At 53.7% G+C, this 13,535-nt stretch carries 14 protein-coding genes and 1 tRNA gene; 8 read left to right on the top strand and 7 right to left on the bottom strand.

Features of this window, described 5'->3' with window-relative positions; genetic code table 11:
- Positions 1 to 92: 92 nt before the first annotated feature.
- A complete protein-coding gene (locus tag GP475_RS00970; protein WP_187974818.1) occupies positions 93 to 1,784 on the bottom strand; it encodes a urocanate hydratase in 1,692 nt (563 codons plus the stop codon).
- Between the two features lie 125 nt (positions 1,785 to 1,909).
- Positions 1,910 to 2,677, bottom strand: coding sequence for an IclR family transcriptional regulator (locus tag GP475_RS00965; RefSeq protein WP_187974817.1), 768 nt, complete (start codon positions 2,675 to 2,677; stop codon positions 1,910 to 1,912).
- A gap of 89 nt (positions 2,678 to 2,766) precedes the next feature.
- On the opposite strand from GP475_RS00965, the gene hutG reads away from it, so the two are divergent.
- Complete coding sequence (gene hutG / locus GP475_RS00960; protein WP_187974816.1) at positions 2,767 to 3,666, top strand: formimidoylglutamase; 900 nt, start codon at positions 2,767 to 2,769, stop codon at positions 3,664 to 3,666.
- 59 nt (positions 3,667 to 3,725) lie between these two features.
- Positions 3,726 to 4,757 carry a histidinol-phosphate transaminase gene (gene hisC, locus GP475_RS00955; RefSeq protein ID WP_187974815.1) on the top strand — a complete coding sequence of 344 codons (1,032 nt, stop codon included), beginning with the start codon at positions 3,726 to 3,728 and terminating at the stop codon, positions 4,755 to 4,757.
- Positions 4,758 to 4,810: 53 nt separating this feature from the next.
- Here hisC and GP475_RS00950 read toward each other — a convergent pair.
- Positions 4,811 to 4,898: transfer RNA gene (locus GP475_RS00950), tRNA-Ser, on the bottom strand.
- Between the two features lie 138 nt (positions 4,899 to 5,036).
- Between GP475_RS00950 and GP475_RS00945 the strand changes: the two genes are divergently transcribed.
- Both GP475_RS00945 and GP475_RS00940 read left to right on the top strand, forming a co-directional pair.
- Complete coding sequence (locus GP475_RS00945) at positions 5,037 to 5,423, top strand: phage holin family protein (protein WP_187974814.1); 387 nt, start codon at positions 5,037 to 5,039, stop codon at positions 5,421 to 5,423.
- A gap of 78 nt (positions 5,424 to 5,501) precedes the next feature.
- Positions 5,502 to 6,458 (top strand): NAD(P)H-quinone oxidoreductase, encoded by a 957-nt coding sequence (locus GP475_RS00940; protein ID WP_187975732.1) that lies wholly within the window; start codon positions 5,502 to 5,504, stop codon positions 6,456 to 6,458.
- Here the strand turns inward: GP475_RS00940 and GP475_RS00935 are convergent.
- The gene (locus GP475_RS00935; protein WP_187974813.1) at positions 6,455 to 7,693 is read right to left on the bottom strand and encodes an aminotransferase class V-fold PLP-dependent enzyme; all 1,239 of its coding nucleotides are present in this window, start codon (positions 7,691 to 7,693) and stop codon (positions 6,455 to 6,457) included. The two genes, GP475_RS00940 and GP475_RS00935, sit on opposite strands and share 4 nt — an antisense overlap.
- A 206-nt stretch (positions 7,694 to 7,899) precedes the next feature.
- Between GP475_RS00935 and wzm the strand changes: the two genes are divergently transcribed.
- Genes wzm through glfT1 form a run of 4 tightly spaced genes read left to right on the top strand, consistent with a single transcriptional unit; the run spans position 7,900 to position 11,495 of the window.
- Positions 7,900 to 8,748, top strand: a complete 849-nt coding sequence (gene wzm, locus GP475_RS00930) for a galactan export ABC transporter permease subunit Wzm/RfbD (protein WP_187975731.1) — start codon at positions 7,900 to 7,902, stop codon at positions 8,746 to 8,748.
- A 9-nt stretch (positions 8,749 to 8,757) separates the two neighbouring features.
- Positions 8,758 to 9,696, top strand: coding sequence for a hypothetical protein (locus GP475_RS00925; protein WP_187974812.1), 939 nt, complete (start codon positions 8,758 to 8,760; stop codon positions 9,694 to 9,696).
- Positions 9,697 to 9,754: 58 nt separating this feature from the next.
- The gene (gene wzt, locus GP475_RS00920; protein WP_187974811.1) at positions 9,755 to 10,549 is read left to right on the top strand and encodes a galactan export ABC transporter ATP-binding subunit Wzt/RfbE; all 795 of its coding nucleotides are present in this window, start codon (positions 9,755 to 9,757) and stop codon (positions 10,547 to 10,549) included.
- 10 nt (positions 10,550 to 10,559) lie between these two features.
- Positions 10,560 to 11,495 (top strand): galactofuranosyltransferase GlfT1, encoded by a 936-nt coding sequence (gene glfT1, locus GP475_RS00915; protein ID WP_394367396.1) that lies wholly within the window; start codon positions 10,560 to 10,562, stop codon positions 11,493 to 11,495.
- A 65-nt stretch (positions 11,496 to 11,560) separates the two neighbouring features.
- Here glfT1 and GP475_RS00910 read toward each other — a convergent pair whose 3' ends face one another.
- From GP475_RS00910 to GP475_RS00900, 3 genes are all read right to left on the bottom strand, one after another.
- Positions 11,561 to 11,938 carry a GtrA family protein gene (locus GP475_RS00910; RefSeq protein WP_187975730.1) on the bottom strand — a complete coding sequence of 126 codons (378 nt, stop codon included), beginning with the start codon at positions 11,936 to 11,938 and terminating at the stop codon, positions 11,561 to 11,563.
- A 107-nt stretch (positions 11,939 to 12,045) separates the two neighbouring features.
- Positions 12,046 to 12,951 (bottom strand): hypothetical protein, encoded by a 906-nt coding sequence (locus GP475_RS00905; RefSeq protein WP_187974809.1) that lies wholly within the window; start codon positions 12,949 to 12,951, stop codon positions 12,046 to 12,048.
- 16 nt (positions 12,952 to 12,967) lie between these two features.
- Entirely contained in the window at positions 12,968 to 13,510 is a 543-nt protein-coding gene (locus GP475_RS00900) for a hypothetical protein (RefSeq protein WP_187974808.1), read from the bottom strand.
- Positions 13,511 to 13,535: the final 25 nt, after the last annotated feature.

Below are 13,535 nucleotides of genomic sequence, written 5' to 3'. Positions count from 1 at the left end.
TTTCTCAGACGTCGTCTGCAGGGAAGGAAGATCTCCTCGCGAGCAAAGCAATCACCCTTAAGTCGGTGACCGATAGTCTTCCTTGCTATTTCCTACTCCCCGGACTCCCGTGACGTAAACGGCATCGGAATTCGCACACCGCGTTCCTTGGCGACCTCATTCGCACGCTCATAACCAGCATCAACATGTCGAATAACCCCCATCCCAGGGTCGTTACTCAAAACCCGCTCCAGTTTTTGCGCAGCCAACTCCGTCCCATCAGCTACTATGACCTGACCGGCGTGAATAGAGCGACCCATGCCCACACCGCCACCATGGTGAATTGATACCCAGGTAGCTCCCGACGACGTCGACGTTAAGGCGTTCAGGAGCGGCCAATCAGCGATAGCGTCGGATCCGTCGAGCATGGACTCAGTTTCTCGGTAAGGCGACGCAACGGATCCAGAATCTAGATGATCGCGCCCAATAACAATCGGGGCCTTGAGCTTGCCCTCCCGGACTAATTGATTAAATAGCAACCCGGCTTTATGGCGTTCACCATAACCGAGCCAACAAATCCGCGCCGGCAAACCTTCAAATTCAACAAATTCTTCTGCGGCGTCCAACCAACGATGAAGGTGTTCGTTATCGGGGAATAATTCCTTAAGCGCCTGATCCGTGATCCGGATATCTTCCGGGTCACCGGATAGAGCCACCCAACGGAACGGTCCATTCCCCTCGCAGAACAGCGGCCGGATATAGGCCGGAACAAAACCGGGGAAGTCAAAAGCTCGGCTATAGCCCGCTAACCGCGCCTCATCCCGAATAGAGTTTCCGTAATCAAAGACCTCTGCCCCTTCATCCATAAATTCCACCATGGCCTGAACTTGAATAGCCATTGACTCACGTGACTTTTTAGTGAAAGTAGTTGGATCCTCTTCTGCTTCACGGTGCCAGTCCTCAAAAAGCACATCCCGCGGCAGATAGGACAAAGGATCATGGGCACTTGTTTGGTCAGTCACAATGTCTATCCGGATCTCTCCGGAACGATGCCGCGCAAGCATGTCTGGGAATACATCAGCGGCATTGGCTTCCACCCCAATAGACAAAGCCCTGCTAGCAGACTGTGCTTCTCGTGCTTGAGTAACGGCATCATCAACGGATTCAGCTATGACGTCAAGGTAGCGCTTTGCTTTTCGCCGTTCCAGTCGACTCCGATCCGCGTCCACAATTACACACACCCCACCATTAAGTGTCACAGCTAAAGGTTGAGCACCACCCATACCGCCACATCCCCCGGTCAAGGTGATAGTTCCGCGCAAAGAGCCGTCGAACTTTTTCTTCGCAATAGCAGCAAAAGTTTCAAAGGTGCCTTGCAAAATTCCTTGAGTAGCAATGTAGATCCACGAACCGGCAGTCATTTGGCCGTACATCATTAAACCTTCAGCCTGGAGCTTCCGAAATTCTGGCCAATTTGCCCAATCGCCCACGAGGTTTGAATTAGCAATAAGAACCCGAGGCGCCCAAACATTCGTGCGGAAAACCCCCACCGGCTTGCCTGATTGAACAAGCAAAGTTTCATCTTCTTCGAGGCTTTTAAGCACGTCAATAATGGCGTCGAATGCTTCCCAGTTGCGAGCTGCTTGCCCGGTCCCACCATAGACAATAAGATCCTCTGGACGTTCAGCCACCTCAGGGTCCAAGTTATTCATGAGCATTCGCATAGGCGCTTCGGTTTGCCATGATTTAGCCGTGAGCTGAGTTCCGCGGGGAGCCTTGATGACTCGGGGATGGGAAGTTGACATGATCACCGCTACCTTTCTTTGAGCATCGGAGCTATCAGTCTTTAATGTATTTCAGATCACTAGAGGCAGTGGAGAGTTTTAGTTGACTAGCTATCCGGTATCCAAGACTTCGCAGGTGATAGCAGTTATTTTGGCCTAGTACGATACACCGCAATCGCTATTTTTGCGGCTGATTCCCTCACCTCCTCTATCAATTCCGCAATGTTCCGCCTATCTAATGATCCGATTGAAAAGGTCACTGCTAAGGCAGAGGCAGCCCGGCCAAGATGATCGAAAATAGGAACCGCGATTGATTCCTGGCCGGGGCTGACCTGCGCGTATTCCGTCGCCCACCCGCGATCCCGAATTTCTTCTAACTCGCGCTCCACATCCCGATATTTCTGCCCTCCAACCCCACACACCCCGACTGCCGCCTTGATCTCAGCGGAGCTTCGAAAAGCAAGCATGGCTTTGCCGCTCGCTGTCCGCAGCGCTTCGAGACGAACGCCTGCATCGGTGAGTAATCGCACCCCGTTTGGTGCGCGTTCCTCAAGCAAATACAGCACTTCCGATCCGGATAAACAACTAATATGTGCACTACCTTGCACCTGCAATGCCAATTGCCGAGCAAAACGCAGCCCCACCCGCGCTAAAGGTTGCTGCCGAGAATAAGCGTTCGCCATCTCATACGCTGCTAGCCCTAAACCATAGGCCTTTTCTTGGTGAAGATGAACCACAAATCCAGCTTCTTCCATCACTGCCAGAAGATGATAAACCGTAGATCGCGGAATCCTAGTTTCCTGAACAATACGCGCAGCAGACATGGGCGCATCTACCGCAGTGAGCAGCTTTAAGATTGCCAAAGTATGCTGTGCAGCTGGCACCTTGCTACTGCGTGAAGTGTTCTGGGTCATAACCTCAGATTAATCAGAGTTCCGGAGTTTCAGACAAGTCTTGACCTAGCTCATGCCGGATGACCTGGATTTTCATTTATTATTGCCACATGTATCAACCTTCACAGGCCTGGGATGGGCGCAATGATGGGCAGCGGTGGCACCACTTGGTCAAGGAAACCGGAGAGCTTGCTGTCATCGGTTTCGCCAGCGACGAAGGGGTTCGACGTAACTTAGGCCGTCCAGGAGCAGCCTGCGCCCCCGATAAACTCCGTGCGGCTTTGGGGGCCTTGGCAGTCCATGGCACGCCTCGATCCTTGAAGGATTATGGCGACGTCGTGGTGTCAGATCAAGATCTTGAAGCTGGACAGACGAGACTAGCCACGCTGGTAGCTTCCACAGTTCACCACCATCCCCTCACGTTGGTTCTTGGCGGAGGCCACGAAACTGCCTATGGCTCTCACTGCGGATTAAGAAGAGGACTTCCCTCACAACACCCGGTGGGGATCATAAACGTGGATGCTCATTTTGATCTACGCCAGGCCCAGGAAGCTACCTCGGGAACACCCTTTTATCAGATCTGCCAGGAATTTCATTGCGGCGCAGACTACACCGTCCTCGGAATTTCTCGGCCCAATAACACCTCAGAGTTATTTGCCATCGCAGACTCTCTAGGCGCAAGCTATTGGGAAGAGGACCACCTTAATAATTCAAGCCTGAAAGAAATAACAGATATTCTCCGCGAACGAATTAACGACGTTGATTCCCTGCATTTGTCCATTGACTTGGATGTTCTTTCCGCTGCTGTTGCTCCCGGGGTAAGCGCCCCAGCCACAATCGGGCTTGACCTGCACAAGGTCCGCCACATCATTACCTCTGTGGCGGCCAGTGGAAAGCTGCGTCTGGTTGATGTAGTGGAACTTAATCCCCGCTTTGATATTGATGATCGTACTGCCAAGGTAGCTGCCAGGCTGCTCTGGGAGGTGGTCAATTCTCTACCGGTGCAATAATCCATGTTTCCTGCAGATATGAGCAAAAATGTGATCTAGATCAAATATAGACTGTGGTCATGATCAGACCAGACATCGCTCAGCTTCCCCTCTACCTACCGGGGGAAGATGCACCGGAAGCAGTGAAGCTCTCATCCAATGAACTCGCTCGTTTCCCGCTCCCGGAACTCAGCACCATGATTATGGGGGAGCTTAAGAATCCACACCGCTATCCCGATAATGATGCTGTTGCCTTGAAGAAGGCCTTAGCGCAGCACTTGGGGCTTGACGTCAACCAGATCGCGGTCGGTACGGGATCTTCGGCATTATGCCAACAGTTAGTTCAAGTCACCTGCACAGATGGCGATGAAGTCATCTTCCCCTGGCGCAGCTTTGAAGCCTATCCCCTTTTCGCCCGGGTCCATGGTGCAGTAGACGTCGCGGTACCCCTTCAACCCGATCAGTCCTTAGACCTTGATGCCATGGCCAACGCCGTCACTGATCGCACACGGTTGATTTTTGTGTGCAACCCCAATAACCCTTCCGGAACAACCATCACCCAAGCTCAGTTCGCTGAGTTTATGGGAAAAGTCCCTAAGGATATTGTCGTTGCCTTGGATGAAGCCTATTTTGAGTACAACCAGGCAGAGGATACCCCCAATGCGGTAGAAGAGATCAAGAATTACGAGAACCTCATTGGTTTGCGTACGTTCTCTAAGGCATGGGGGCTTGCTGGGTTGAGAGTAGGGTATGCCTTCGGTAATCCACGCATTATTGAAGCGATTTATAAGGTTGCCCCGGTGTTTTCGGTGAGCACTATTGCCCAGGCCGCAGCCAAATTTTGCCTCGAACACAAGGCAGAAATCTTGTCCGCAACCGCGGAAACTATCCAACAACGGGATCGAGCCGCAGTCGCTGTTGGAGCCCAACCCTCTCAAGGAAATTTTATTTGGTTGCCCATGGATGATCCCTCACGCGCGAAGAAAATAGCTAACGCTATGGCTGAAGAAGGAATTATCCTGCGCCCATTCCCCGAGGGGTTAAGAATTAGCATCACCAATGAGGAAGAAACCACCGCCTTTTTAGAGGCGTGGAAACGGCTGTCCCTCTAGCTCTTACAAAAAAGAGTCACCACTCAACTAATTACCGTGTTGACTGGTGACTTTGGCGGAGGCGGCGGGATTTGAACCCGCGGATGGTTTCCCATCGCTGGTTTTCAAGACCAGTGCATTCGGCCGCTCTGCCACGCCTCCCTTACTCACTGCCCGGTAATCCCCGAACCATGAGACGTCCCTACTTTAGCGGACCATGCACCAAAGCGGAAATAACCGGCGCAGAGTGGTTATTCCAAGCTGATTAGACGTCGAACCAAAAACAGTAGAATCTTTAGGGTGAGATTCTTATGGAACTTCCTACTTCATACGCTCGTCATTGCCATCGGCATGTATGTGGTGCTGGCGTACGTTCCAGGGATTAGTCTTCGCAGTCAATACCACAACCCGTGGACCACGCTACTGGTAGCCGCAGCCGTTTGGACCCTCATTAATTCCGTGCTCGCCACAATAGTCCGACGCGCAAGCCTACCTCTTCGCATCCTCACCTTGGGACTATTCTCCGTGCTTTTGAGCCTAGCTCTGCTGGGGCTGAGCTATTACGCCCTGGAACAGGTGGGGATTGTTCTGGTGGTGCAATCCTGGCTCTCCGCCGCAATAGGCCTAGCCGTCCTCAGCATCGTCAGTTCTATTTGCCAGATTTTTATCCGGCCACTGAGGATTTAACCGGAAACCATTCCAAGCGCATAACGCCACGGGACGCTACCCTGGGTTAGCATGATTCAGCAGAATAATTCCTCATCAATGCACGCCATCGTGCAAACCGATCCCCACAACAACCGGGCATTAGAACTTCAGAAGGTCGACGTACCGCAGCTTAAACCAGGAGAAGTCCTCGTCAAGATCCACGCTGCCGGGGTAAACCGGGCTGATCTCAACCAGGCAGCAGGAAACTATCCACCACCCCCCGGTGAATCCGACATCATTGGCTTAGAATGCGCCGGAGTTATCGCTGATCCCGGCGACACCCAGCGCACCACCGGTGAAGAAGTATGCTGTTTGCTAGCCGGCGGCGCTTATGCCGAATATGCAGCGGTTCCGGAGGGGCAGTTGCTTCCCATTCCCGATGGTTATTCCCTCACCGAAGCCGCCGCCGTGGTAGAAGTAGCGTGCACGGTGTGGAATAACCTAGGGCAAATAGCCAAAATATCCGCCGGGCAGCGAGTCCTTATTCACGGCGGGGCAGGCGGGATCGGCTCATTCGCTATCCAATTAGCCAAAGCCCAGGGCTGCGAGGTAGCAGTCACCGCAGGCAGTGCTGAAAAGCTAGAGTATTGCCGGAAACTCGGCGCGGATATGCTCTTCAATTACCGTCAGGATGACTGGTCTAAGGAGCTCAAGAACTCTGTTGACACCATTTTGGATGTCGTAGGTGGCCCTTATCTGGAAGGCAATATCCGGGCTCTCGCACCAGAGGGGAATCTGATTACTATTGCTGTCCAGGGTGGCCGTAAAGCAGAAGTCAACCTGGGTTTGTTGATGATGAAACGGCTGACCATTCGAGGAACTACCTTAAGGTCACGACCTCGGAAAGATAAAGCCGCCATCGTCGCATCTACTCTTGAGCATGTGTGGCCGCTCCTAGCGAATGGCAGTATCAAAAACCACATCCATGCCACGCTGCCGCTTGCTGAAGCTGCTCGGGCTCACGAACTTCTCGATTCCGGGGAGGTGAGCGGAAAACTCGTCCTTGAGGTTTAAGCCAGCGAAGCCATAGCCCGGATGAGCTGATCAATATCGTGAGTGGTGGAAAAGGGAGACAGCGACACAGTCACGGCCCCGCCGGCGTCAACGGCACCCATACTCTCCATGAGTTCGGTAGGTTGCGCCACTGTAGATACCAAACCGTTGTCAATTAAACGCTGATAGACAGTCGCCGCGGGAACCCCGTGGACTAAGAAGCTGGCACAGGGGATACGGTCATGAACTCCGCCGCCGGCGGCTTCACCGGATACCCCTAAAATATGGACCGCCGGAAGCGATTCTAAGGAACGCAGCAGGTAATAGCCCAAGTCCTCGGCATAGCGGGCCAAAGCCCGCATAGAGTGCAGTAGTCGAGTGCGTCGGGTTCCGGGGGAATCCACCAAATTAGCTAAATGATCTACTAACGCAGGCACCCCGCCGGCTAAACCTGCCGATACCGGGTATTCCAATTTTGCGGTGGAGTCCTCCGGGCAATGAGGGTTGAGTGCTCGTAGCCGTTTTAGCATCGCGGTATCTCGGAATACCAGGGCTGCGACTTCTGGTCCACCTAATTTCGCCACATCAATGGCAATAATGTCAGCGTCCCAGTAATCCGGCGAGATAGGGCGATACATAGCGTAGGCCGTGGCGTCGACGAGGACCCAGGCGCGGGAACGTTGATGGGTGATTTCCGCAATTCGTCGAACTGGAGCCACTGGACCTAAAGAGGAGTGAGCCGCACCTACTGACACCAATCGGGTACTGCCATCAACCACTGTTCGATACTGCCAGGCTGGTAACTCCCCGGTGCCCAGATCAGGTTGGGCGCAACGAACCTCAGCGACCGAATTTTGCGTAAAAGCCGCATTAAGCTCCGGCGGATCCAACTGACTCAGCACCACTGACGAGGAGTTCCCTAGCAGCGGTTGCATGGCAGCAGCTAATTGGCGATACAGTTCCGCTAAGCCAGTTCCCAGCAAGACCCGGTCTGCAGTGGCTCCGCATAAATCCGCTATCGCCATCCGAGCAGCGTGCAAAGAACGCAAGGCATCAATGTGCCCAGGCTGGGAATGGCGCGAATGTGACCCATATCCCCCACTATTTTCCGTCACTTGAGGAGCCGTTCTAAACGCTCGAGCCACGGCACTACTTACTCGCTCAGGAATCTGCGGACGCTGATGAGCATTAAGATAGGTCCAACCTGCTGTAATAGAGACGTACAACCCGCGTACACGAGCAACGTCATAACTCATGTAGGTTGCCTCCTTCACTTAATGTCCATTCACGATCGGTGGATTACCCGGCTTAGTCTCCCCTGAATTATGCCCTGTTTAAGCTCAGAATGCGAGAGCCAAGGTGAACGGGGCTACCCGGACACGCTAGGGTAAATTTCGTGCAGGATAAAGAAAATGATGTAGCAGCTCTGCATACCTCTGAGTTGGCCGATGATTTATCCCGGATGACAACAACGGATGACCGGGTCATTCCGCCATCGCGCTCACAGACTTTTGCCACCGCCTGGCAGGATCTGGTCCGCGGGTTTCATCAACGGGAATTGTGGTGGCAACTGGGTATCCAAGACATCAAGCAACGATACCGTCGATCAGTCTTAGGTCCCCTCTGGATCACCATCGCCACCGGTGTCATGGCTCTTGCCCTAGGACTGCTTTATTCTTTACTCTTCGGCATCTCAGTATCAGAATTCCTCCCCCACGTCACCGTGGGACTAATCATGTGGGGCTTTATCTCTGGCTGTATTAAAGAGGGATCAGATATCTTCATCGACAATGAGGGTCTCATTAAACAACTCCCATCGGCACTATCCGTCCACGTCTACCGCCTGGTGTGGCGCCAAACCTTATTCCTGCTCCACAATCTAGTTATTTGGGTATTACTGCTCATCATCTTCCCGCGAAACCTCGGCTGGGAGATCCTGCTCGCTGTCCCAGGGCTAGCTCTCCTCATCATTAACGGAGTCTGGGTCTCAATGTTCTTCGGCATCATCGCCACCCGTTACCGCGATGTCTCCCCTCTCCTTGATTCGCTAACCCAACTTCTGTTCTACGTCACCCCGATCGTGTGGATGACCAGCACCCTCCACCAACAAGGCGGCGGGGTGTCCTCACGCGCGAAAATCGCTGAGCTCAATCCTCTATTCCACTACCTTGAAGTAGTCCGAGCTCCCATGATCGGCCAACCCGTCGCCGCTTATCACTGGTGGGTAGTCATCGCCTGCACCGTCGTCGGCCTCATCATTGCGCTGCTCGCTATGCGCCAGTGGCGGTTCCGGGTTAGCTACTGGGTCTAGGAGAACTTGATGGCAACTCCCCACAAACTCTTGACCCTCGCCGCCGCGGCTGGCACATTTCTCAGCTGCTGGGTGGGACTGGCATCAAGCCCGGCTGTCGCTGAAAGCATGTCCCCCAGCCGCGCCCCTGAGCAATGCCCTGCGGTTACCATCATCGCAGCTCGTGGCTCAGAGCAGAACGAAAACCTCGAACCTACTCGTTATCATCCTGACTCCCCTTGGGTGAGCAACGGTTATGAGGAAGAAAACCTCCGCGCCCTACTGCAGGCGGTAGAGGCAAGACACCCTGGGGTGATGAAGAATGTGCAAGTTCTTCCCCTGGATGCGGAAGTTTATCCGGCCTCACTGTATATTCCCCGCATCGCCGAGGTGGATGAGGATGTGACTCCGCAAGAAACGCTCCGACGCGTCGCCACGTTGCTCTCTCATACCCCGCCCCAAGAAATTGCGGCTACTGCCATTAATGGCCTGAGTGATTCTGTCTACCGCGGGGTGACTGGCGTACCACGGGTCGTGGCGGCTAATGACGCAGCGTTGGGATGCCACCCGCAGTATATTTTCCTGGGTTATTCCCAAGGTGCGGTGATTTTAGAAGCAACTGAAAAAGAGGTTCAGAATAATACTGGGGGCCGATTACGCGGTGCTGTTTATCTTGGCAACCCTCTTCTGGCCCCTGGTGATCCCTCGCTTATAGGTCAGCCAGGAACCGGGCATGGGGTGCTCGGGGATTTACCCGTCAACTCTCGCACCTTAGCGGCCACTGACCCATCCCATCGAGTCAATTATTGCTTAGCTCAGGATTTCGCCTGCGACGGCGGACTTAACTCTGCAAGCACAGCTATGAATAATGGAGGCGGCGCCCACGCTAATTACTTCTTAAAACCAGGACCCGGTGATAATGCCACCGTCGATGCCTTAGCTCGCTGGATTAAGGAAGCTTCCCAGTAGCTGCGGTATCTCTCTATCCCGTTATCATTAACTTTCCCCAACTAGCAGAGGACAGCACGTGGTTTCCGTCGATACCTACAACGCCTGCGTGGACTTCCCGATCTTTGACGCCAAGTCCCGCTCGATGAAAAAAGCCTTTCTCGGGGCCGCCGGCGGCGCTATTGGCCGAAACTCCAATAACGTCGTCGTGGTAGAAGCCTTGAAGAATATCAACCTACATCTCCGAGAAGGAGACCGAGTTGGTTTGGTGGGCCATAACGGTGCCGGCAAATCCACGCTCTTAAGGCTTTTATCCGGGATTTATGAACCGACGCGCGGCTCGGCCGATATTCGCGGCCGAGTGGCCCCCGTCTTTGACCTCGGAGTGGGCATGGACCCAGAGATTTCCGGTTATGAGAACATCATCATTCGGGGGTTGTTCTTAGGTCAGACTCGACGTCAAATGAAAAAGAAGATGGACGAGATCGCCGAATTTTCTGAATTGGGTGATTATCTGGCTATGCCGCTGCGCACCTACTCCACAGGTATGAGAATCCGACTTGCCCTGGGAGTCGTGACCTCCATCGAGCCGGAGATCCTCCTGCTCGATGAAGGCATCGGCGCCGTCGATGCTGCTTTTATGGCTAAGGCCCGCACTCGGCTCCAAGACATGGTGCAACGCTCCGGCATCCTCGTTTTCGCTTCCCACTCCAATGACTTTTTGGCCCAGCTATGTACCACGGGGTTGTGGATCGACCATGGAGAAATCCGGAAAGCCGGTTATGTCGATGACGTAGTAGAAGCCTATGAGGGCAAAGCCGCTGGTGAGCACGTTCGTCGACTCATGTCCGATATCGCCGAGAACCGTCGTTAAAATGACACCTATGTCCACCCCTGGTTCTCTATCCGGTGCCCAAAATATTGCTGCAGTCATCGTTACTCATCATCGAGCCGATCTGCTTCGCGCATCCTTAACCCAAGTTGCTCACCAAACCCTAGCGCCCCAGCACATCATTGTTGTTGACAACGGTCATGAAACCGCCGTGCGAGAACTCCTTGCCGAAATTGCCGGAGACCGCGGAGTGTATCTTCCTTCGCGCCACAATTTAGGCGGGGGCGGGGGTTTTGCCTACGGTTTTCTCACCGCCCTAGCCCTAGGTGCTGATGCCGTGTGGTGTGCTGATGATGACGGGCACCCCGAAGACACACACGTCCTCGCCACATTGATGGAATGCGCTCAACGCCACGGTTTAGATGCGGTGTCACCCGTGGTATGTGACTTGGCTGATCCAACTAAACTGGCCTTTCCGCTACGACGCGGTGTGCAGTGGCGACGCTACCGCGAGGAATTACTGGACCCAGATAACCTCTCCGATGATCTCCTTGAGGGTATAGCATCCCTTTTCAATGGAGCGCTTTTTTCCACCGATACCATTGACCGAATTGGAGTTCCAGACTTAAGGCTCTTTATCCGCGGTGATGAGGTGGAATATCACCGCAGGCTGGTACGCTCCGGGCAGCGCTTTGGTACTTGCCTAACCACCGCCTACCTCCACCCCGACGGGTCTGAGGAATTCAAACCCATCCTTGGTGGCCGAATGCACACCCAATACCCCGAGCATGAGGGAAAGAGATTTTTCACCTACCGCAACCGGGGGTACCTTATGAATCAACCGGGGATGCGACGTCTCCTCCCACAGGAATATGCTCGCTTTGCCTGGTTCTTCCTGATCAATCGTAAAGATCCCGCCGGTTTCCGAGAATGGCTTAGGCTTCATCGTATGGGCCGGAAAGAACGTTTCCCGAAACCTGGCGACTAGCCTAATCGGCGCATCACCTAACCGGACCAGGAAGCTGCTTTACGACCGAGAAGTACGAACGTTTATTAGGAGACCTTAAAAATCACGGTTCGCTGAACAATGAAGTTGATGACCGTGGCAATACCCTGGCTAATAACAAAGGCCACCACTAAGGCAAAAACAGGCGCCCACCCCCAGGACAGGAAGAGATGTTCGCCAAGTTTCTGACCACCGACATTGATACCAAAAGTGATTCCGTAGAGCACCGCTACGGCGAGGAAACGACGCCATGATGGTTCGGCACGGAAGGTCCAGCGTCGATTAATGAGATAGGCGGTCAGTGTTCCGAAAATAAAACCAGTAGATCGGGAGGGAACTACATCGAAACCCAAACCTAATCGCAGCGTCCAGGTTAATCCAAGATCTACGACAGCAGCAATAACTCCCGATACCAGGAAACGCATAGCTTGTACCCCAAACCCGTGCTCCTGAGCACTCGGCGGAGTAGGAAGAGGCTGGGCACTTATTGCTGCAGAATTTCCGGATAGATCAGACACGATCCCACAGCCTACTACCCTGCTAGGAGGAATCGGTAAATTTCTAATCGCTCAACCGGAGATAATCTGGCCTCTCCTGCTGGGCAATAGGCCCCCAACTGGTACAGCACCGCCAAAGAATCCCGACATTGGTGGGCAATATCTTCAGCACAAAGCGGCGCTCCACCACTAGACCACCCCAGCGAGTCCATCAATTCCTCGGTAATCCGTGCCTGCTCACGTCGCCCACATAAACAACTCAAGGAGATCAGTGTTGCCCACCAAGAATCCCTGGATAAAGCCGAAGTTTCCAGGGGTAATAACTCCAACGCCCGCTGAGTTCTAGTGCTTAAGGTGGTGGGACGTGAAAGATCCAAGGCCTGTAACAGCGGAATGAAATTAGCGCTTCCGGCCCTGATTACCCAGTCTTGGAGATCAGGGTGAGCAGTAGCCAGAACTTTGGCGGAGTGACTTTCCCCACTAAGCCGGGAATTTATATGCGCCAGGTTAAAATTCCGGCCAATGAATTCCCCGGCACCACCAATGCATAGACGCTCTGGGGTAGCTGTGTCCCGAGGATGGCTATCCACCACATTTAGTTCAAAACACCACAAACCCCACTGATAAAGGAGCCTGTCCCCCGGATAAAAGAGTTGCTGAGAAACCGGATGTTGCGGACAGAGTGGCTGGGGGGACACCGGATCACGGAGAGTATGGGGGGCGGATACCTCATCAACCCCGAGAGCAATAGCGAGAACTTCACCCAGTTCCGCCAAACTAAGACTGGATTTCACGCCGAGGATCCGATACACCCCCTCACCGCGCAGACAAACCTGGAGCACCACAGTGCGTTCCGGTGGCAGCACCTTAGGAGGGCATCCCTGAACCCGACCCTGCCGGGGAAAAGGCAAGATGGCGGCTCGACCGGAACTGGAAGACATACCCCCCAGCGTAGCTTTATTTGGTGGAAGCTTCAGGAAGAGGGAAAGGACGAATCTCTGCGCCAAAACCCTCTCGAAGATATTTCCGACCCCGGCGCGCCCGCTCAATCTCATGCCAGGCGCTGATTAATTCCCCCAAAGCCATGGCCACTGTCCAGGCGCGACGCCCCTGCGTCTCACCATGATAAGCCTCGGCAATCTCAGTGAGATCCGGAGCAGCCGGAACCATAAGACAAGGAACTGTGAGCGAACTTTTCTTTCCGGAATCCGACGATGGCTGAAAAGCCTTAATTCGAGAAACCTCATCATTCAGGGCGGCAACGAAGCTCTCCAAGTGAGGATTGTGGGCATCCACGTGATAGGTGTTGTGCAGCAGGTTCTGGAGCTGATCGACAGGGACGTCGCCCTGCTTCGGGCTCACTACCCAGGCCCCAGAGAGTTTTCCAGAGCTTTCTGCAACATCCGGAGCTGTTTGAACATGCCAAATCACCGTAGTCTCTTGAGACTCAGCGAACGGTTCCTGATCAACAACAGCGATGACGGGGTACTGCAAGGTCATGCATCATATCTTAGAAGGTAGGGTG

Source organism: Corynebacterium poyangense (assembly GCF_014522205.1).
Classification (GTDB): domain Bacteria; phylum Actinomycetota; class Actinomycetes; order Mycobacteriales; family Mycobacteriaceae; genus Corynebacterium; species Corynebacterium poyangense.
This window is presented reverse-complemented; position numbering and strand designations above follow the sequence as displayed.

What these genes read in the sequence shown, in the direction of transcription:
- GP475_RS00970 (WP_187974818.1), bottom strand. Translation starts at nt 1,784, where the DNA reads ATGTCAACTTCCCATCCCCGAGTCATCAAGGCTCCCCGCGGAACTCAG.
- GP475_RS00965 (WP_187974817.1), bottom strand. Translation starts at nt 2,677, where the DNA reads ATGACCCAGAACACTTCACGCAGTAGCAAGGTGCCAGCTGCACAGCAT.
- hutG (WP_187974816.1), top strand. Translation starts at nt 2,767, where the DNA reads ATGTATCAACCTTCACAGGCCTGGGATGGGCGCAATGATGGGCAGCGG.
- hisC (WP_187974815.1), top strand. Translation starts at nt 3,726, where the DNA reads ATGATCAGACCAGACATCGCTCAGCTTCCCCTCTACCTACCGGGGGAA.
- GP475_RS00940 (WP_187975732.1), top strand. Translation starts at nt 5,502, where the DNA reads ATGCACGCCATCGTGCAAACCGATCCCCACAACAACCGGGCATTAGAA.
- GP475_RS00935 (WP_187974813.1), bottom strand. Translation starts at nt 7,693, where the DNA reads ATGAGTTATGACGTTGCTCGTGTACGCGGGTTGTACGTCTCTATTACA.
- wzm (WP_187975731.1), top strand. Translation starts at nt 7,900, where the DNA reads ATGACAACAACGGATGACCGGGTCATTCCGCCATCGCGCTCACAGACT.
- GP475_RS00925 (WP_187974812.1), top strand. Translation starts at nt 8,758, where the DNA reads ATGGCAACTCCCCACAAACTCTTGACCCTCGCCGCCGCGGCTGGCACA.
- glfT1 (WP_394367396.1), top strand. Translation starts at nt 10,560, where the DNA reads ATGTCCACCCCTGGTTCTCTATCCGGTGCCCAAAATATTGCTGCAGTC.
- GP475_RS00910 (WP_187975730.1), bottom strand. Translation starts at nt 11,938, where the DNA reads ATGCGTTTCCTGGTATCGGGAGTTATTGCTGCTGTCGTAGATCTTGGA.
- GP475_RS00905 (WP_187974809.1), bottom strand. Translation starts at nt 12,951, where the DNA reads ATGTCTTCCAGTTCCGGTCGAGCCGCCATCTTGCCTTTTCCCCGGCAG.
- GP475_RS00900 (WP_187974808.1), bottom strand. Translation starts at nt 13,510, where the DNA reads ATGACCTTGCAGTACCCCGTCATCGCTGTTGTTGATCAGGAACCGTTC.